Below are 18686 nucleotides of genomic sequence, written 5' to 3' on the forward strand. Positions count from 1 at the left end.
GCCCAGGCCGACGTGACCAGGGGCGACGAGGACGAGGGCATCAACTACGACTCCGATGACACGGGGGAGGGCGGCGACGCCCTCGTCCCCGGTGCGGGGGAGACAACGACAGAGCCCGGTGGCACGCGGGGAGGTGACGCCTGATGGGTGTCTCCTGGATGCTCCCCGTCCCGGTGCTGCTGCCGCTACTCAGTGCGGGTCTGGCCCTGCTGGTGGGACGACGTCCCAATCTCCAGCAGCTCATCGCTCTGCTGGCGCTGTCCGTGACGACCCTGGTCTCCGTGGTGCTCGCCGTGGCCGCCTCCGCGGGTCCCGTGGTCCTGGACGTCGGTTCCTGGGCGGCCCCGATCGGCATCACCCTGGTCGCCGACCGTCTCTCCGCCACCATGCTCCTGGTCAGCCAGGTCGTCACCCTGGCCGTCCTCATCTACTCACTGGCCCAGAACCTGGCCGATGACGGGCCGCGCGCCCCCATCGCCATCTACTTCCCGACGTTCCTGATCCTCTCGGCCGGCGTCTCCAACGCCTTCCTCACCGGCGACCTCTTCAACCTGTACGTCGGTTTCGAGATCCTCCTGGCCGCCTCCTTCATCCTCATCACCCTGGGTGGCACCCGCGGGCGGGTGAGGGCGGGGACGGTGTACGTGGTCGTCTCCATCGTCTCCTCCGCGATCTTCCTGGCGGGGATCGCGCTGACCTACTCGGCCACGGGCACCGTCAACATGGCGCAGCTGGCCCAACGGCTCCAGGAGATCGACCCGGGCACCGCGCAGATGATCCAGGTGCTCCTGCTGGTGGCCTTCGGGATCAAGGCGGCCGTGTTCCCGCTGGAGGCGTGGCTCCCGGACTCCTACCCCACGGCGCCCGCCCCCGTCACCGCGGTGTTCGCCGGACTGCTGACGAAGGTCGGGGTCTACGCCCTGATCCGCCTGCAGTTCCTGCTCTTCCCCGGGGACCACCTCAGCGGCGTGCTGACGGTCGTCGGCCTGGCCACCATGCTCGTCGGCATCCTCGGCGCCGTCGCCCAGGACGACATCAAGAGGTTGCTGTCCTTCACCCTGGTCTCCCACATCGGGTTCATGGTCTGGGGCATCTCACTGGTGTCGAGGACGGGCCTGGCGGCCTCCATCTACTACGCGGCCCACCACATCCTGGTCCAGACCTCCCTGTTCCTGGTCTCGGGACTCATCGAGCGCCGCACTGGCACCACCTCCCTGGCGCGGCTGTCGGGCCTGGCCCGCACGGCACCGGTCATCGCGGTGCTCTTCTTCATCAGCGGCATCAACCTGGTGGGCATCCCGCCCCTCACCGGGTTCGTCGGCAAGCTCGGTCTGGCGCGTGCCTCCGTGGAGGCGGCCACACCCGCCGCCTGGGCGCTGCTCGCCGGTGGGATCGTCACCTCGTTCCTCACGCTGTACGTCTTCGTCAAGTGGTGGAACATGGCGTTCTGGCAGACCTCCACGGACGCGCCCCCCATGCTCGCCGCCCCCGAGCCCCGTCCCGGCGCCTCCGCCCGCTCCACCCGCCGGGTGGCCAGTCAGATCCAGCGTGCCGAGCAGACACTGGGACGCACGGCCCTCCACTCCGAGCAGGAGGCCGAGGCCTCGCGCACCGACGCCGAGCAGGGCAAGGGACGCACCTCCGTCCTCATGACCGCCAGCGTCGCGGCCCTCGTCGCCGCCCAGCTCGCCATGGCCGCCTTCTCCGGGCCGGTGTGGGCCTACATCGACCGGGCGGCGGCCGACCAGATCGCGCGGACCCCCTACATCGACGCCGTCCTCAGCCAGGGCGAACGCGGATCGGGGACCTCCGACGTGGAGACCGAGGGCACGGAGGTCAGCCCTTCCCCGAACCCGACGGCCTCCCCGCTGGAGACCACCACCCCGACCCCCGAACCCTCGCTCGACCCCTCCCCCCAGTCCGGGGTCGATCCCAGCCCCGACCAGCAGTCCGGGACCTCCACGGAGGATCCCGACGACGGCTCGGGCACCGCAGACACGGGCACCGACGGGGGTGGTCACTGATGTGGCGCAGGCTCTCCCGCATGTCCTCCTCCGAGTGGTGGGCCGACACCGTCCCTCGCCGTGGCACCGGTGCCGTCTCCTGGCGCCTGACCGTCTGGCTGCTCCTGGTGTGGGTGATGGTCTTCGGGAGCATCGACCCCCTCACCCTCCTGGGTGGTGTGCTCGTGGCCGTCGCCGTGCAGTGGGCCTTCCCGCTCCCACGCATCCCGGGAAGGTGGACGCTGCACCCGTGGTCCGCCCTCGTCCTGCTGGGCCGCTTCGCCGCCGACCTCGTGCGCGCCGGCCTGCAGGTCTCCTGGGTGGTCGTCTCGGGCAGGAAGGTGGACAACGCGATCCTGCGCGTCGACCTGCGCAGCTCGGACCCGGTCCACATGACCATCGTCTCAGGCATGACGTCCCTCGTGCCCGGCTCCATCGTCGTGCGCGTCGACCGGCTGGTCGGACGGATCTACATCCACGTCCTCGACGTGGAGGGCCAGGGCGGCATCGAGGCGGTGCGCCGGTCGGTGCTGGACCAGGAGGAACGGATCCTGCGCGCGTTCCTGCGTCCCGCCGACCTGCGCTCCTTCGGGCTGGGGGGCCGGCCCGGGCGACCCGGCGGCGGGGTCGGTGCTCCCGCAGAGGGGAGCGGGCGTCCTGCGGAGGGGGCAGGGCGACCCCCTGACGAGGACGGCGCCGAACGGGACGTGGAAGGAGGAGAGGACTGATGGAACCGATCGACGTCCTCCACCTGGCCACCGCCGTCATCGCCGTGCTCTCGGGGGTCCTCGCCCTCTACCGGATGAGTATCGGCCCCGGCCTCCTGGACCGCACCGTCGCCACCGACGTGCTGACGGCCGCCGGCATCGGAGTGCTCGCCGTCATGGTGGTGTGGTGGCAGCGCGTGGACCTGGGCGTGCTCCTCGTGATCCTGGCGCTCACCGCCTTCATGACCGCCGTGGTCGTCACCCGCTACGCCGTCCGCGAGGACGCCTCCGCCAAACGCATCCTCACCCGTGAGGAGGCCGAACTCCAGGACCGTGAGCGTGCGGAGGCCGAACTCGCTGCCGAGCAGGCCGAGCTGGAGGAGGCCGCGCGCGCGGCCCGGGGTGAGGCTGCGGGCGAGGGGACCCCAGAAGGGTCCGGAGGGGGCACCGGGGACGGGAGCAGCGAGGACCGGGAGGGGTCCGAGGACCCGGGCACCGGGGACGGGAGTACCGGGGGCGGTGGCGCCGGGCACGACTCGCCCGGGGACACGGTCACCGGCACCGAGGACCCCGGGGACGGGGCCGTCCCGGCCGGCCCCACCGATGCACCGGCACCGCGGAGGACACGGAGGGGGACGCATGACGAGACCCATGGTGGACCCGGCGGCCGTCCTGCCCGAGGGGCCGTGGTGGGAGGTCGTGGACTGGACGGGTGCCGTCCTGCTGCTGGTCGGTGTCCTGTTCACACTCGTCGCGGCCATCGGCCTGGTGCGGATGCCCGACCTCTACTCCCGCATGCACGCCGCCACCAAGCCCCAGCTGCTCGGGCTGATGTTCGTCTGCGTCGGCATCGCCCTGGACACCCTGGACTGGCGGTGGGTGGTCCTGGGTCTCGCCGTGCTCACCCTCCAGGTCATCACCGCCCCCGTCGGGTCCCACCTGGTGGGGCGTGCGGTCTACCGCACGCGCCGGGACGAGGGGCGTGACCTCGTCGTCGACGAACTGAGCGAGGACCTGAGTTCCTCCTCCCTGGGCGACGGGTCCTGACACCTCGCCCCGGGAGGTCCTCGGCGACCCCGCCGGGCGGGACATCCGTGGTCGAAGACGCACCACTGTGGGCTCCGACACGTACCCTGTTGTCGGTCCCGCTCTGACCACCGGGGACCGGGAGGAGGGCATGGACCGTGTTCCACCGCCACCTCCCCCTTGCCTCGGTCGCGGAGGACATCCTGGTGCCCGTCCTCGACCGCATCCGCACGGAGATGCGCATTCCCGCGGACTTCCCGGCCCCCGTCACCGAGCAGGCCGGACGCGCCGTCCTCCAGTGGAGGGCACTCCTGGCCACCCTCGACCTGCGACCACCACGGCCACTGGGTCCCCTCGGTTCCGATCCCACCGCCCTCGCCCGGAGGGTCCGCACCTTCCCGGCGCTGCGGCGCGCGGCGTCCGCACACGATCCGGGCCCCGACCCCGCACACGCCCCGGGGGCGGGGTCGGCCCGGGAACAGGAGGCCCTGTGGGGGCCCGCCCTCCCCGCACTGGACGCCACCCACATCCCCTTCGTCACCATCGACCCCGAGGAGTCGCGTGACCTCGACCAGGCGATCCACCTCCTGCGCCTGCCCGAGGGCGAGACGGACGGCGCGGCCTACCTCGTCAGCTACGCCATCGCCTCGGTGACGACCTTCGCACCACCCGGGTCGGCGGTCGACCTGGAGGCGCGCTGCCGCGGGCTCACCACCTACTTCCCCGACGAGGCGACGCCCCTGCACCCCCGACGCCTCTCCGAGGGTGCGGCCTCCCTGCTGCCGGGGCAGTGGTGCCCCGCATGCGTGTGGCAGGTCCGGCTGGGCCCCGACGGGGCGCGCATCTCGTGGGACGTGCGTCGGGCCCTGGTGCACTCACGCGCGCAGCTCACCTACGAGCAGGTCCAGGACGCGCTGGACGCGATCGACGAGGGCGAGGTGTTCGGACTGCCGGAGGGCACCCCCGAGGACCTCCCCCTCCTGCTCCGCGAGGTCGGTGAGCTGCGCCTGGCGCGCGAGCGGGCGCGGGGTGGCGTCTCCGCGCGGATCCCCGAGCAGGAGGTGGTCCGCGTGCCCGGCCCGGACGGCTCGGGCCACTTCCGTCTCGTCTACCGGTCCAGCCCCGAGGTGGAGGAGTGGAACGCGCAGGTGTCCCTGCTCACCGGGATGTGCGCGGCCTCGACCATGCGGGGCACCGGCCGCGGGATCCTGCGCACCGTCCCTCCCGCCACCCCCTCCGCCCTGGCCCGCCTGCACGCCGTGGCCAGGGCCCTGGGGGTGAGGTGGCCCGCCGACCTCGGGTACCCGGAGCTGGTCCGCTCGATCTCGCCGGACAGCGCCCCGGAGGCTGCCTTCCTCCTGGAGGCCACCAGCCTGTTCCGGGGGGCGGGCTACGCCGTGTTCGGGGTGGGGGAGGCACCCCCGTTCCCCGCCGAGGGCGACCCGGTGACCCGTCATGCGGCCATCGCCGCCGAGTACGCCCACGCCACGGCCCCGTTGCGGCGACTGGTGGACCGATGGTCCCTGGAGATCTGCCTGGCGGCCTGCGCGGGGGAGGAGGTGCCCACCTGGGTGCTCGAGAGCCTCCCCGAGGTGCCCTCCCTCATGGGCAGGGCGACCCAGAGGGTGTCCGCCGCTGAACGGGAGTCGCTCGCCGCCGTCGAGGCGCTCCTGCTGGCCGGGGAGGTCGGCGCGGTGTTCCGGGGCGCGGTGGTGGACGTCGAGGACCGTCCGCCGCGCAACGGGGGCAGGGCCGGGAACGGCGGCGGGGTCACCGGCAGGGCCGGGAATGGCAGGGGCGGAGACGGGAACGGGGGCACCGGCAGCGGGCAGGCGCCCGGTGGGGCCGGGGGCGCCACGGGGGAGCAGTCCCGCGCTGCGCCTCCCCGCGCGGCCTCCGGGCGCGGGACGGTGATGATCGCCGATCCCGCCGTCATGGGGCGCGTCCTCGTGGAGGAGGGGGCGGATCCCCTGCCGCTCGGGGAGGTGGTGGAGGTGCGCCTGGTCAAGGCCGATGTCGCCCGGCGGCGCATCGAGTTCGTCTGGCCGGCCGACGACGGCACCGACTCCGGGACGCACGGTGGTTCCGGCACCGACTCCGGGACGCACGGTGGTTCCGGGACCGGGACCGGGACCGGGACCGGGACCGGGTCCGGGTCCGGGAGCGGCACGGACACCCCGGGGAGCACGGGAGCCGACGCCGCCCGGGGGCCGTCGGTACCCACGGTGGACTCCCGGGGGTGAGTGGCGTCCTGTGCGGCGGACCCACATGGCAGCCGCACCGTCACCTGTGAGACAGTGGCCCCGTGTTCACCGGCTCCCGGCACCTGGACGACACCGCCACCACTTCCGCGACCACATCGGTCGGGGGTGACACCCGAGCACACGAGGGCTCACCGCTCATCCCCGCGCAGCCCCCGTGCACCGGGTCTGCCCCGGCCGGGACGGCGCGGACGCCCACCGGGACCCCCGTGGGCACCCCACCGGACGTGGACCCGTTCGAGGACGACCACCCCCACGACCACTGCGGGGTCTTCGGGGTGTGGGCGCCCGGCGAGGACGTCTCGCGCCTCACCTACTTCGGGCTCTACGCCCTGCAGCACCGCGGCCAGCAGTCGGCGGGCATCGCCACCTCCGACGGACGCAACATCCTGGTCTACAAGGACCTCGGCCTGGTCAACCAGGTCTTCACCGAGCAGACGCTGACCGGCCTGCGCGGCCACATCGCCCTGGGTCACTGCCGGTACGCCACGACGGGCGCCGACACGTGGCGCAATGCCCAGCCGACCCTGGGGCCCACCCCCACCGGCACGATCGCTCTGGGGCACAACGGCAACCTCACCAACACCGAGGAGCTGCGCAGGCTCGCCCGCTCCGTGGCTCCCGAGGACGACGACCTGGAGCACGGCGCCTCCACCGACACCTCCATCGTCACCGCCCTCATGGGGTTGGCCGAACGTCTGCCGGGTCCCGTGCCCTTCGTGGACCGCTCCCGCACCGTGACGGCCGCGGCACCCCCGGACCCGTCCGCTCCGGAGGGCCCCTCCGCTGCCACCGGCGCGCCCTCGGGTGCGAACGGGACGGAGGCGGGGTCGCCCTCGTCGACCCCCCTGGAGGAGGCGGAGCCCCCCGCCCTGGTCCCCGCCGCGCTGAAGGTCCTCCCCCGCCTGAAGGGCGCCTTCTCCCTGGTCTTCATGGACGAACACACCCTCTACGCGGCCCGCGACCCGCACGGCTACCGGCCCCTGGTGCTCGGGCGCCTGTCACGGGGCTGGGTGGTGGCCTCGGAGACCTCCGCGCTGGACCTGGTCGGGGCCACCTTCGTGCGCGAGGTGGAGCCGGGGGAGCTCATCGCCATCGACGACCACGGTGTGCATTCCCGTCGCTTCGCCGTCACCCGGGCGAGCACCTGCGTCTTCGAGTACGTCTACCTGGCCCGTCCCGACACCATCATCGGCGGGCGCCAGATCGTGGCGACGCGGCGGCGGATGGGGGCGATCCTCGCCCAGGAGAACCCCGTGGACGCGGACCTGGTGATCCCCACCCCGGAGTCGGGCACGCCCGCAGCCATCGGCTACGCCCAGGAATCGGGGATCCCCTTCGCCCAGGGCCTGGTGAAGAACTCCTACGTGGGGCGCACCTTCATCCAGCCCACGCAGTCGCTGCGCCAGCTGGGCATCCGCCTCAAGCTCAACCCGCTGCGCGAGGTCATCGAGGGCAAGCGGCTCATCGTCATCGACGACTCGATCGTGCGCGGCAACACCCAGCGCGCCCTGGTGCGGATGCTGCGCGAGGCCGGGGCCGCGGAGGTCCACGTGCGCATCTCCTCGCCCCCCGTGAACTGGCCCTGCTTCTTCGGCATCGACTTCCCCACGCGGGCGGAGCTGATCGCCGCCTCGATGGACGTCCACGAGGTGTGCTCCTCCATCGGGGCGGACTCACTGGGCTACCTCTCCCTGCGGGGGATGGTGGAGGCAACCGGACAGGGGACCAGCCTCTGCCTGGGCTGCTTCTCCGGCTCCTACCCGGAGACGATCGAGAAGGGCACCCCGATCCCCGGCACCCCCGGCGCCACGGTCTGACCCCCATGCCTCCCTCGCCGAAGTCCGCTCACTTCTCCCACCGAAGTCCGCTCACTTCGCCGCCGGGGTCCCTCCCCGTCCCCGCCCCCTGTCTCCGTCAACCCGCCACCCCGTCCCCCAGGAGCACCCATGAGTGAGCAGACCCCCCTCGACTACGCCGCTGCGGGCGTCGACACCGCCGCCGGGGACCTGGCCGTGGAGCTGATGAAGTCCGCGGTCTCGCGCACGCACGACTCGACCGTCCTCTCCGCCACGGGCGGCTTCGCCGGGATGGTGGACGCCTCGGCGCTGCTGGGCATGCGCCGCCCGCTGCTGGCCACCTCCACCGACGGGGTGGGCACGAAGATCGCCATCGCACAGGCGCTGGAGGTCCACGACACCATCGGGCAGGACCTGGTGGGCATGGTCGTCGACGACATCGTCGTGGTGGGTGCGCGCCCCGTGCTCATGACCGACTACATCGCCTGCGGGAAGGTCGTGCCCGAGCGGATCGCCGCCATCGTCACCGGCATCGCGCGCGCGTGCGAGGCGGTCGGCTGTCCGCTGGTGGGAGGGGAGACCGCCGAGCACCCCGGGCTCATGGCACCCGAGGACTACGACATCGCAGGGGCCGCCACCGGCGTGGTCGACGCCGACCTCGTGCTCGGTCCTGACCGGGTCCGGGCCGGTGACGTCCTGGTGGCCATGGCCTCCTCCGGACTGCACTCGAACGGGTACTCCCTGGTCCGACGGGTCGTCGAGCTCTCCGGCGCGGACCTCGGTGACCGGGTCGACTCCTTCGGGCGGACGCTGGGTGAGGAACTGCTGGAGCCCACCCGCCTGTACACGAAGGTCTGCCTGGACCTGGTCGGGGCGCTGGGCGTGGGCGAGGACGGCCTCCACGCGCTCTCCCACGTGACGGGCGGAGGCCTGGGAGCGAACCTCGCGCGGGTGCTGCCCCGGGGCCTGGACGCCTCGGTGGACCGCGGGTCCTGGGTGGTCCCACCCGTCTTCGACTGGGTGCGCAGGTCGGGGGGGATCAGCTGGGAGGCGATGGAGGACTCCCTCAACCTGGGTGTCGGGATGGTGGCCGTGGTCGGTGCCGCGTCGGTGGAACGCGCGCTCGCGACCGTCAGCGCCGCCGGCATCCCCGCGTGGGTGCTGGGCAGGGTCGACGAGGGCGGGGCCGTGGCCTCCTCCGGTGGGGACGAGCGGAGGGTCTCGGGCACCAAGGGTGTCCACGGGGGCAGCGTCGAACTGCGGGGGAGCTACCTCACGGAGTGAGGCGGTGCCGCGGGCGCGACTGACCCCGCCCGGTGCGTGACCGGGCGGGGTGTCAGTCGGTGTGGGTCAGTGTCCGGAGGGGGCCCGCGACCAGACGTCCTGGTCGGGGTCCTCGGAGTCCTCGTCGGCGTCCTCGGCGTACTTCGAGTACGGGTCGTGGCCCGAGTCCCCGTGCGTGGACGCCAGCTCACGCTGGAGGGCACTGAGATCGGTATCAGGGCTGAAGTACTTCAGCTTGCGTGCGACTTTCGTCTGCTTGGCCTTCTGACGGCCGCGCCCCATGGCGTCGACCCCCTCCACGTCGTTCGGGTCCGCAGGAGCGGTTCCCTGATCTGGTCAAAATCTGTCGTGGGGCCATCATAGCGTCACGAGCCATGACGGTCCCATTCCGGTCCGGGGACCGAGGGGTCGCCGGACCGGGGTGGGGGAGCTCAGGAGCGGTGTCGCACCCGGCCCAGCACGCACAACCCGACGAGGCCGGCCACTGACGCAGCGACCACACCGACACGCACCAGCGCGTCACGGTCACCGTCGAGGGCCTGCTGCGTGGTGGCGACGACCTGGTCGCGCAGGTCGAGGGCGGCCGAGCGCAGCTTCGAGGTGGCCCGTCGGACCTGGGTGGAGGGCTTGAGGGTCTGGACGAGCTCGTCCACGGTGGCGCTCATCTGGGCGCGGGTCGCGGCCAGCTCGGCCTGGATCTGCTCAGGGGTGCGGATGTCCTCGTCGCTCACTTGCCCAGTCCCTTCTTGAAGGCGTCGACGTCCTGCTGCAGCCCCACCTGAGGGGTCGGGGTGTGCTCCTTGCCGCGTTCGATCAGCTTGAGGCCCACGAGCACGAGGACCGCGATGATCACTGTGATGAGACCGGTGACGATGAGGGCCGCGGCCCACGCGGGCAGCGCCACCGCGATGGCGACCTCGATGGTGTGGAAGATCCACCACAGCAGGTACAGGCCCAGGAACCCACCGACCGCGAGGAGGGCGCCACCGGCGCCGACCTTCTTCAGGAAGGCGGTCGCCTTGGTCTTGGTGAGCTCGATCTCGCCCTGGACCAGGGCGGACACCTGCTCGGACAGCTTCGCGAAGAGCTCTCCCAGGGTCGCCGGACGTCCGGCGACCGGGTCGTCGGGCTGTCCCGGCTCGAACCGGTGGTTCTCGTCTGTCGACATCGCCTGCACGCTCCTTCATCCGCGCCCGGATCCCATGTCCGGGTCCCCGTCCGTGACCAGTCTCCCACGGGTCGGTGCACGTCCGTGCGTCGACTGTCGCCCTCGCGTCCGACCTGTGATGCTGATCCCGTGGCCGCGCATCCTCCCGGCCCGGTGGTACCCCACCCATTGTGGTCCATGTTCCGCCCCAGCGCGGAGTGGGGCCGGGTGTCGCCCGCCCACGGGACGACCACACATCCCATGAACCCAGCACACCACGAGATCCCACAGGAGTGAAGTGAGCACTTCCAGAGCACCCAGGCGCGCCTCAGTCGCGCTGATCGCGGCCGCCGCGCTGGTCCTGAGCCCTGTCGCGGCCCAGGCAGCGGACGACACCACCGAGGGGACGGGCGCGACGACGACCGTCACCGACGGCCTGCAGGGGGCGGGCACCGTTGCGGAGGACCAGTCCTCCACGGACGGGGCCGACACCGCCGATGAGGACGCCACCACGACATCGGGGGACGACTCCCCCTCCTCCGGCGTCGAGGGGTCGGAAGCCCCGACCGACCCCGAGGGCGCAGGGAGCCCGGACGAGGACGCCTCCTCGGCCGGGACCCCGGCCGCCGCCCTGGCGGCCGCGGACACCACCACCATCAACCTCCTCAACATCACCGACTTCCACGGGCACCTCTCGAGGACCGCCCCGGTCGGTGCCACCGTCGATCCGGGCGCCGCCGTCCTCGCCTGCATGTTCGACAAGGAGTCCACCGGGGACGACACGCTGCGCCTGTCCACCGGCGACAACGTGGGCGGATCTGCCTACGTCTCCGCCATCCAGGACGACGACCCCACGGTCGCAGCCCTCAATGCGATGGGGATCCAGGCCTCGGCCGTCGGGAACCATGAGTTCGACCAGGGCTTCGGAGTGCTCCTGGACCGTATCGCCGGCGGCTCCCGGACCAACGCCCAGGTGGCGGCGGGCCTCGCGTCGGAGTACGTCGCACCGGACTTCCCCTACCTCGGGGCGAACCTCGGCACCGACCAGCTCGAACCGTACGTGATCCTGCCCGCCGGGGGTCTGGAGGTCGGCATCATCGGGACCGTCACTGACGAGCTGCCGTCCCTGGTCAATCCGGCGGGCATCGCCGGTCTGACGATCACGGACGCCGTGGACGCCACCAACGCGATCGCGGCCGAACTCAGTGACGGTGACCCCGCCAACGGGGAGGCCGACATCGTGGTGGCACTGATCCACCAGGACATGGCCGCCACCGTCTCGCGCTTCAGCAGTGACGTCGACGCCGTCTTCGGTGGACACTCCCACGTGGACTTCACCCAGGTCGGGTCCGACACCGCGGTGCCGGCCGTCCAGGCCGGAAGCTTCGGCCAGGCCCTCGGCCAGATCGAGCTCACCGTGGACACCACCACCAAGGAGGTCGTGTCCTCGGAGGTCAACGTCTACGACGTCGCCGCCATGGATGCGGCCTGTGCGGACACCCCCGACCCCGCGGTCGCCGCCATCGTCACGGCCGCGGAGGCGAAGGCCGCCGAGCTCGGTGGTCAGCCCGCCGCCCAGATCGGCGGCACCTTCCGTCGGGGCAGCGCGATCCTCGCAGCAGACGCGACCGCTCCCTCGGAGGCCCGTGGCGTCGAGTCGACACTGGGTGACCTCATCGCGGACTCCGTGCGTGAGGGCTCCACGAAGTACCTGCCGGAGAAGGCGGACATCGGCGTGATGAACGCCGGTGGCATCCGTGCCAATCTCGCTCCCGACGAGGACGGGTGGGTGACCAAGGCGGACCTCTTCACCGTCCAGCCCTTCGGGAACTCGATGGCCTACGTCTCCCTCACGGGCGACCAGGTGGTCCAGATGCTCGAGCAGCAGTGGCAGCCCGACGGCAGTTCACGTCCGATGCTCAAGCTCGCCCTGTCGTCGAACGTCGTCTACGTGTTCGACAACTCCCAGCCCCGTGGGTCCAAGATCCTGCAGGTCTACATCGACGGGGAGCCCATCGACCCCGCCGCCACCTACGTCGTGGCCGGGAACACCTTCCTCCTCCAGGGCGGGGACAACTTCGACGTCTTCAAGGGCGCTGGGGCCGTCGACACCGGCTTCCTCGACCTGGAGCTCTTCACCGACTACCTGACCGGTCTCACCACCCCGGCCTCCCCGTTGGAGGTGAGGGACGGCGCCATCGGCTTCGAGAACACCGATGACCTGCCCGGTGTCTTCGAGGCGGGCGGGACCTACACCCTCGACCTCTCCTCCCTGTCCTTCACGGACCCTGACGACCAGTTGAGGGCCAGTTCGGTGTCGGTGTGCCTCCTCGACGGCGACTCCTCGCAGGTGCTCGGCACCGCCGACGTGGACAACTCGGACGTCGTCGACGGCGATCCGGTGGCCCTGGAGGACCGGTTCGGCGTGGCCTCCGTGACCTCCACGGTGCCCTCCGACCTGATCTCGGGTCAGAGTCTCGCCGTGTGTGACCTGGGGGTCGGCTTCGTGACGGCACCCCTCGTGTTCGCCACCGTGGAGGGTGACGACACCCCGACCGTGACGCCCACGCCGACGCCCACCCCGAGCGGGACGCAGGGCCAGCCCGGGACGAGCGGGCCCAGCACGGCGGCATCCGCCCCCGGCTCGCTGGCCAGCACCGGCATGGACGGCGGCGTGCTCGCCGCCCTCCTCGTGGTGCTGCTCTCCGGTGCCGCCCTGGTGGCGGTGGAGCGACGCCTGCACCGCAACTGAGGTCACGGCCGGGAGGGGGCAGGACCTGCGCGAGGCGTGGGTCCTGCCCCCTCCCCGTGCATCCGGGGGTCTTCCGGGGCGTCCCGGCGCGCGGCGGCCGGACGGGCGGGTCAGTCCCGGTCGGGCACCACGGGGCCGGGGAGATCGCCGAGGATCCGGCGGGCGCGCTCGACCACCTGGGCGGACTCCGCGGGGAGGTCCGGAACGGGTGAGAGGCGGTCGAGGGCGCCCTGGAGCGGGTCACCGCCGAGTTCCTCGCGCAGTGCGTCGGGAGTGGCGGCGCTGCGGGCGGCGACCGCTTCGGCCGCGCGCACCCGCTCGACGGCCAGGAGGGCGATCTCCTGGGTACGTGTGTCCTCGTCCTCGCTGCGGTCCCGACGGGTCCGGGTGGCGGAGCTGCCCGGTTCCCACGTGCCCGGCTCGAGGGGGTGGCGCTCGGGTGGCCCGAACTCGTCGATGACCCTCCGGGTGGGTCCCTCAGGGAGCCGGGAGGCCGGGAGATGGTGACCCGAGGCGCGCAGGGCGGCAGCGAGCGTCTCCTGCGGCGGGGAGACGAGGTCGGCCGCGATCCGTCCGTCGACGAGGATGAGGACGCGGTCCGCCCAGGTCGCCGCCCACGGGTCGTGGGTGACCATCACCACGGTGGAGCCCATCGAGTCGACGGCGGTGCGCAGCAGGGAGAGCACCTCGCGCGATGCCGAGGAGTCGAGGTTGCCCGTGGGCTCGTCCGCGAAGACGACCGCGGGATCCGTGGCGACCGCCCGGGCGATCGCGACGCGTTGCTGCTGCCCACCGGAGAGCTCGGACGCCCGTCGTCCCAGGGCGTCCGCGAGGTCGAAGGTGTCCGCGACGGACGCGAGGCGCTCGTCGGGTACGGTCCTGCCCGCGATGGCGGCGGGGAGCGTGATGTTCTCCCGTGCCGTGAGCGTGGGCACGAGGTTGAATCCCTGGAAGACGAACCCGATGGAGTCCCGTCGCAGGGCGGTCAGGGCGTCGTCGTCCATCGCCGTCAGGTCGTGTCCGTCGACGAGGACGGTGCCGGAGGTCGGTTCGTCCAACCCGGCGAGGAGGTGCAGCAGCGTCGACTTGCCGGATCCCGAGGGGCCCATGACCGCGGTCAGGCGCCCTCGTGCGATGTCGAGGTCCACGGCGTCCAGCGCACGCACGGCGGTGGGTCCCTGCCCGTAGACCTTGGTGAGGCCACGTGCGGAGACGGTCGAGTCCGGCGCTGCGGGGAGGGGGGCGTGGGCGCTGTTCCTGCGACGTCGCCAGGGCCACCACCACCTGCGGCGGGACCGGGCGTGGGACGTCGACATGTCCCCATTGTCCCCCACCTGTGGGCGCAGGGGTGTCGATCGCCCGCGTGGCGGTGATCGCCGGGGGCGCCGCGCCCGTGCGGCCGGGCCCGCCGGGTCCCGGTGTCAGTGCGGATCGGGGAGGGCTTCTGCGGGGAACGGGAGAGGGGCCGCCACCTGCCACCCGGTGGGCGTCGGTCCGCCCTCGGCGCGCCCGCCCAGCTCCTCGGCCCTGCTCCGCGTCGATGCGAGGCCGCCCCCCTCCTCCCAGGCACCCACCGGAGGACCATCATCGGAGATCCGGACGTCGAGGTGTGAGCCCGGCGTGACGGTGACGTCAACCGTCGCCGCGGCACCGGGCGCGTGCCGACCGACGTTGGCGAGTGATTCCGCGACGATGCGGTACACCGCGGCCTCGACGGCCGCGGAGAGACCCGGTGGATCCGCGGGCAGGTGCACGACGGCTCCGCAGCGCGCCGCGCGCCGCTCGAGTGCCCCCCACAGACCGAGGTCCTCGAGCTCCAGGGGACGGAGGCGGTGGACGACGCGGCGGATCTCGTCGACCGCGCTGCGCAGGTCGGGCGTGGCGGCATCGAGTTCGGAGACCGCCCGCGCGGGATCCCGTGGCACCAGGTTGCGCCCGGCGCCCACCCGCATGACCGAACCCGTCAGGAGGGGACCGAGCCCGTCGTGGAGGTCCCGGTGCAGCCGTGCGCGCTCGGCCTCCCGGATCCGGGCGGACTGCGCGCGTGCCGCGGCGAGTTCCACGGTGAGCTCGGACTGGCGCACCAGCAGACCGAGCGGGACCGCGATGAGACCGAGCGCGGTGAGGTCGCCGCGGTCGGGTCGACGCTCCCCCGGGCGGAGGCCGACACGCAGGACGAGCGTGCCCGAGCCCCCGATCGGCACCGTGTCGGTCCGTCCCGGTGGGGTGCCGGCCTCCACCGATCGGGCGAGGACGGTTCCGGAGTCCTCCAGCGACAGGGAGGGGAGCCGGAGTGCCTCCCGGATGTCGTCGACGGCGGCGGCGACGGTGAGGAGTGCGCTGGACCTGCCCACCAGGATGAGGATCACGACCGCGACGTGGGCGAGCGCCCCGAGGGAGGCGGACAGGACGGCTCCGTGTGGCAGGAGGTCGACGGGCAGGAAGAACGCAGGCAGGGAGGGCACCACTCCCACCAGCAGCGCGGCCGCGCACCCGCTCGTGGCTGCACGGCTTCCCTGCCAGGCCGGTCGGACCAGGACCACCAGGGTGAGGGCGACCGCGGCCGACACCGCTGCTGCGGCCCACGCGAGCGGCGGGACCGCGGTGCCGGGCTCGGCCGGGGAGATGACCACGGCGGGTGCGAGGTCGAGGACCGCCAGTGCGATCCCGACGACCAGTCCCGCCCGGCGCAGCGTCATGTCCCGAATCCCGCCTCGCGTGCGCGGACGATGGCCTCTCCGCGTGTCGCGACGCCGAGCTTCACGAGGACCGAGGACACGTGGTTCTCGACCGTCTTCACCGCGATCCCGAGTTCGCGGGCGATGACCGGGTTGGGACGACCCCGCGCGAGGAGCTCCACGACGTCACGTTCCCGCGGGGCGAGCTGGGGCAGCGAGGCCTCCGCGGGTGGCCGTGCAGCGCGCCCGAGGACCCGTGAGGCGATCTCGGGCGAGAGGATGGCGGCACCGGAGGCGATGGCCCGGATCGCCCGTTCGATGTCCTCCCCCTCCGCCCCCTTGAGGAGGTAACCGCGTGCACCCGCGGCGAGGGCGTCGGACACCGACTCGTCCTCGTCGAACATCGTCAGCACCAGGATGCCGACGTCGGGCCGGTCGGCGAGGATGCGCGCCGTGGCCTCCACCCCGTCGAGCCCCGGCATCCTGAGGTCGAGGACCACGACATCGGGCGCAGTGAGCATGGCCTCCCGCACCGCGGCGTGTCCGTCACCGACCGCGCCGACGATCTCGACCCCGTCCAGGGTGCTGAGGAGCGCGACGAGACCCCCACGGACGACGGGGTGGTCGTCCGCGACGAGAACTCGGATCACCCCGTCGGGCATGTCCCCATTGTGACCCAGTGCACGGCGATCACCCAGGGGCTGGCCCCTGCCCGGGCCGGGAGGACCTCCCCGACGAGGGGGTACTGGCCCCCTCGTCGGGGGGTCAGGACGGGGTCAGAGTTGCTCCGACGACGCAGGAGGGTCCTGCACGAGTCCGGTCGCCGGGCCTCCCGGTGGCCTGTGGGAAAGGAGACACCATGACTGCCACTGCCACTGCCACTGCCACTGCCACTGCCACTGCCAGTTCCGCCACCCTCGCCTCTCCACGCTCCCGGCTCGGGATGCTGCGCGTCGGCCTGGTCGCGGCCGCCGTCCTGGGCGTGATCGGCCTGGTCCCCGTGTTCGGCATCGGCTTCGACGGATCGGGGTGGGACATCGTGCTCGTCGTCCTCGCCGTGGTCGCGGTCCTGCTGGCCGTGGGGACCACGGCCAGCGCTGTCCTCGGGTGGAACGGTCGCCGGGGACCGGCGATCCTCACCTGTGTGCTGCTGGTGGTGTCGAACCTCCCCGCGGTTCCCGCGTTCCTCCTACCCGCGGAGGAGACCGGTGCTGAGGGGCCGGGACGGCTGCTGGCGGTCCTCGGCATCCTGCTCAGCGGTGCGGCCATCGCGCTGGTCGTCCTCGGACAGCGTCGCCCACGCTGAGAGGCGTGAGGTCCGGATCGGTGGGTGCAGCGATGTGAGCACCCGGTCCCCGGACACCGGCGTCCGGACCCGAGCGGGGGATCGGACCACTCAACGGACGTGCCCCCCGCAGTGTCTGCGGGGGGCACGTGTTCGTGGCTCCGACCGGCGTCGATCCGGTGACCTTTCGATTTTCAGTCGAACGCTCTACCAACTGAGCTACAGAGCCAGGACCGGACCTACCGGTCTGGTCGGCGACCCCGACGGGACTTGAACCCGCGACCTCCGCCGTGACAGGGCGGCGCGCTAACCAACTGCGCTACGGGGCCTCGCAACAGGTACGAGACCTATTGAACTGTTGCCTTCCACCACCGCGACTCCGGGAGGAGCACCCCCGAAGGAGTACCCCCAACGGGATTCGAACCCGTGTCGCCGCCGTGAAAGGGCGGTGTCCTGGGCCACTAGACGATGGGGGCCCGGTGGCCGACGGACTTGCGCCCGAGGACGAGGAAGATCATATGCAGAACGGGAGTGGCTTGGCAAAACGCGGAGCTGTGAGCCCACTCACCGCGGGTCCTGCGGGGTCCCGAGGGCGGAGCACACCCGGGACCCTGCTGACTCCCAGCCCGCCGCCCTAGGCTGGGAGCATGATCCTGGCAGCTGACTCCACCGACCAAGCCGTCCAGAGCGCCCTGAACTTCGCCTACCTCGTGCTGGGTGTCGTCATCGGGGTGGTGGCGGGCATCGTGGTGGCCTTCATCGTCTCCATCCTGCTGCGGGCGGCGCTGGGCAGGACCCGCATCGTCTCGGCGATGCTGCGTCGCACGCGCGGCCCGTCCTACTGGGCCCTGATGGCGTGGGGGGCCGTCGTCGGCTTCAACATCGCACTGAGGATCGACCTCCAGGGAGCCGACGCCTCCACCGCCAAGAACTCCGACTGGGTGGAGTTCGGCCACGACACCCTCGTCGTCCTCGCCATCGTGGCCACCACCTGGGTGCTCTACGCCGCCATGTGGGTCGTCGAGGACGCAGCCCGGCTGCGCCATGCGGCCGACGGCGGGGTCTCACGTCGCTTCGAGACCCAGGCCCAGGTCCTGCGCCGCCTGTTGCAGGCGCTGGTCGCGCTCATCGGGTTCCTGACGGCCCTGCTCTTCGCCTTCCCCGCCGCGAGGACGGCACTGGGGACACTGCTCGCCTCGGCGGGCGTCGTCTCCGTGATCGCCGGTCTCGCGGCGCAGTCGACACTCGGCAATGTCTTCGCGGGCATCCAGCTCGCGTTCACCGACGCCATCCGGGTGGGTGACGTCGTGGTCGTGGGCGACAACCAGGAGTCCGGCGTGATCGAGGAGATCACGCTGACCTACGTGGTCGTGCGCGTCTGGGACGAGCGGCGCCTGATCATGCCCTCCACCGAGTTCGCCTCCAAGCCCTTCGAGAACTGGACCCGGCGGGCGGCCCGCCAGCTCGGGACGGTGGAGCTGAAACTGGACTGGGCGGCACCCATGGCACAGATCCGGGAGAAGGTCGAGCACCTCCTCCTGGCCACGGACCTGTGGGACGGCAGGACCTGGAGCGTGCAGATGACCGACTCCGATGCCGGCACCGTGACCGTGCGGATCCTGACCTCGGCGAAGGACTCGGGCACCCTGTGGGACCTGCGCTGCTACCTGCGGGAGAACCTGATCTCCTGGATTGCCTCGGAGGAGGCGTGGGCCCGCCCGGTGGACCGCTACCAGCCCCAGAA

The 18686-nt window shown here is 72.2% G+C and carries 15 protein-coding genes, 3 tRNA genes and 1 pseudogene; 10 read left to right on the plus strand and 9 right to left on the minus strand.

Annotation, left to right across the window (positions count from 1 at the left end; genetic code table 11):
• The first annotated feature begins 143 nt into the window (after positions 1 to 143).
• The 7 genes and pseudogenes from TA90_RS08230 to purM all read left to right on the plus strand — a co-directional run bounded on the left by TA90_RS08230 (position 144) and on the right by purM (position 9080).
• Positions 144 to 2024 carry a Na+/H+ antiporter subunit D gene (locus tag TA90_RS08230; RefSeq protein ID WP_074015360.1) on the plus strand — a complete coding sequence of 627 codons (1881 nt, stop codon included), beginning with the start codon at positions 144 to 146 and terminating at the stop codon, positions 2022 to 2024.
• 20 nt (positions 2025 to 2044) lie between these two features.
• Positions 2045 to 2731 carry a Na+/H+ antiporter subunit E gene (locus TA90_RS13260; protein ID WP_187120115.1) on the plus strand — a complete coding sequence of 229 codons (687 nt, stop codon included), beginning with the start codon at positions 2045 to 2047 and terminating at the stop codon, positions 2729 to 2731.
• 74 nt (positions 2732 to 2805) lie between these two features.
• A pseudogene (locus TA90_RS16035) lies at positions 2806 to 2967 on the plus strand (hypothetical protein); the annotation flags it as partial.
• 382 nt (positions 2968 to 3349) lie between these two features.
• Positions 3350 to 3757: a monovalent cation/H(+) antiporter subunit G gene (gene mnhG, locus TA90_RS08240; protein ID WP_197067874.1), complete on the plus strand. Its 408-nt coding sequence runs from the start codon at positions 3350 to 3352 to the stop codon at positions 3755 to 3757.
• A 137-nt stretch (positions 3758 to 3894) separates the two neighbouring features.
• On the plus strand, positions 3895 to 5979 hold the full coding sequence (locus TA90_RS14290) for an RNB domain-containing ribonuclease (protein ID WP_052450673.1): 2085 nt from the start codon (positions 3895 to 3897) through the stop codon (positions 5977 to 5979).
• 245 nt (positions 5980 to 6224) lie between these two features.
• Positions 6225 to 7817, plus strand: a complete 1593-nt coding sequence (purF, locus tag TA90_RS08250) for an amidophosphoribosyltransferase (RefSeq protein ID WP_331394264.1) — start codon at positions 6225 to 6227, stop codon at positions 7815 to 7817.
• Positions 7818 to 7946: 129 nt separating this feature from the next.
• Complete coding sequence (gene purM / locus TA90_RS08255) at positions 7947 to 9080, plus strand: phosphoribosylformylglycinamidine cyclo-ligase (protein WP_043535730.1); 1134 nt, start codon at positions 7947 to 7949, stop codon at positions 9078 to 9080.
• Between the two features lie 66 nt (positions 9081 to 9146).
• On the opposite strand, the gene TA90_RS08260 is transcribed toward purM, so the two are convergent.
• The 3 genes from TA90_RS08260 to TA90_RS08270 form a co-directional block, all read right to left on the minus strand.
• Entirely contained in the window at positions 9147 to 9362 is a 216-nt protein-coding gene (locus tag TA90_RS08260; protein WP_043535740.1) for a DUF3073 domain-containing protein, read from the minus strand.
• Positions 9363 to 9511: 149 nt separating this feature from the next.
• A complete protein-coding gene (locus TA90_RS08265) occupies positions 9512 to 9811 on the minus strand; it encodes a DUF3618 domain-containing protein (RefSeq protein WP_043535731.1) in 300 nt (99 codons plus the stop codon).
• Entirely contained in the window at positions 9808 to 10248 is a 441-nt protein-coding gene (locus TA90_RS08270) for a phage holin family protein (RefSeq protein ID WP_043535732.1), read from the minus strand. The genes TA90_RS08265 and TA90_RS08270 overlap by 4 nt, the downstream gene beginning before the upstream one ends.
• A 277-nt stretch (positions 10249 to 10525) precedes the next feature.
• Between TA90_RS08270 and TA90_RS15780 the strand changes: the two genes are divergently transcribed.
• Positions 10526 to 12979 carry a bifunctional metallophosphatase/5'-nucleotidase gene (locus TA90_RS15780; RefSeq protein WP_052450674.1) on the plus strand — a complete coding sequence of 818 codons (2454 nt, stop codon included), beginning with the start codon at positions 10526 to 10528 and terminating at the stop codon, positions 12977 to 12979.
• Positions 12980 to 13089: 110 nt separating this feature from the next.
• Here TA90_RS15780 and TA90_RS15150 read toward each other — a convergent pair whose 3' ends face one another.
• The 3 genes from TA90_RS15150 to TA90_RS08290 form a co-directional block, all read right to left on the minus strand.
• Entirely contained in the window at positions 13090 to 14295 is a 1206-nt protein-coding gene (locus TA90_RS15150; protein WP_074015361.1) for an ABC transporter ATP-binding protein, read from the minus strand.
• A 105-nt stretch (positions 14296 to 14400) separates the two neighbouring features.
• Entirely contained in the window at positions 14401 to 15678 is a 1278-nt protein-coding gene (locus TA90_RS08285) for a sensor histidine kinase (RefSeq protein ID WP_052450675.1), read from the minus strand.
• Entirely contained in the window at positions 15675 to 16319 is a 645-nt protein-coding gene (locus TA90_RS08290) for a response regulator (RefSeq protein ID WP_187120116.1), read from the minus strand. Before TA90_RS08290 ends, TA90_RS08285 begins: the two co-directional genes overlap by 4 nt.
• A gap of 197 nt (positions 16320 to 16516) precedes the next feature.
• On the opposite strand from TA90_RS08290, the gene TA90_RS08295 reads away from it, so the two are divergent.
• Complete coding sequence (locus tag TA90_RS08295; RefSeq protein WP_043535733.1) at positions 16517 to 16963, plus strand: hypothetical protein; 447 nt, start codon at positions 16517 to 16519, stop codon at positions 16961 to 16963.
• 135 nt (positions 16964 to 17098) lie between these two features.
• Here the strand turns inward: TA90_RS08295 and TA90_RS08300 are convergent.
• From TA90_RS08300 to TA90_RS08310, 3 genes are all read right to left on the minus strand, one after another.
• Positions 17099 to 17171: transfer RNA gene (locus tag TA90_RS08300), tRNA-Phe, on the minus strand.
• Positions 17172 to 17197: 26 nt separating this feature from the next.
• Positions 17198 to 17271: transfer RNA gene (locus TA90_RS08305), tRNA-Asp, on the minus strand.
• A gap of 74 nt (positions 17272 to 17345) precedes the next feature.
• Positions 17346 to 17418, minus strand: a tRNA-Glu gene (locus TA90_RS08310).
• A gap of 171 nt (positions 17419 to 17589) precedes the next feature.
• Here TA90_RS08310 and TA90_RS08315 point away from each other — a divergent pair.
• On the plus strand, positions 17590 to 18686 hold a 1097-nt coding region (locus TA90_RS08315; RefSeq protein WP_043535734.1), incomplete at its 3' end, for a mechanosensitive ion channel family protein.

Origin of the sequence: Actinomyces polynesiensis (assembly GCF_000820725.1) — a bacterium.
GTDB lineage: Bacteria > Actinomycetota > Actinomycetes > Actinomycetales > Actinomycetaceae > Pauljensenia > Pauljensenia polynesiensis.

Bases quoted from the DNA above. Each gene is read 5' to 3' on its own strand.
- TA90_RS15150 (WP_074015361.1), bottom strand. From the start codon at position 14,295: ATGTCGACGTCCCACGCCCGGTCCCGCCGCAGGTGGTGGTGGCCCTGG.
- mnhG (WP_197067874.1), top strand. From the start codon at position 3,350: ATGACGAGACCCATGGTGGACCCGGCGGCCGTCCTGCCCGAGGGGCCG.
- TA90_RS08230 (WP_074015360.1), top strand. From the start codon at position 144: ATGGGTGTCTCCTGGATGCTCCCCGTCCCGGTGCTGCTGCCGCTACTC.
- purM (WP_043535730.1), top strand. From the start codon at position 7,947: ATGAGTGAGCAGACCCCCCTCGACTACGCCGCTGCGGGCGTCGACACC.
- TA90_RS08260 (WP_043535740.1), bottom strand. From the start codon at position 9,362: ATGGGGCGCGGCCGTCAGAAGGCCAAGCAGACGAAAGTCGCACGCAAG.
- TA90_RS08295 (WP_043535733.1), top strand. From the start codon at position 16,517: ATGACTGCCACTGCCACTGCCACTGCCACTGCCACTGCCACTGCCAGT.
- TA90_RS13260 (WP_187120115.1), top strand. From the start codon at position 2,045: ATGTCCTCCTCCGAGTGGTGGGCCGACACCGTCCCTCGCCGTGGCACC.
- TA90_RS08290 (WP_187120116.1), bottom strand. From the start codon at position 16,319: ATGCCCGACGGGGTGATCCGAGTTCTCGTCGCGGACGACCACCCCGTC.
- TA90_RS08270 (WP_043535732.1), bottom strand. From the start codon at position 10,248: ATGTCGACAGACGAGAACCACCGGTTCGAGCCGGGACAGCCCGACGAC.
- TA90_RS08285 (WP_052450675.1), bottom strand. From the start codon at position 15,678: ATGACGCTGCGCCGGGCGGGACTGGTCGTCGGGATCGCACTGGCGGTC.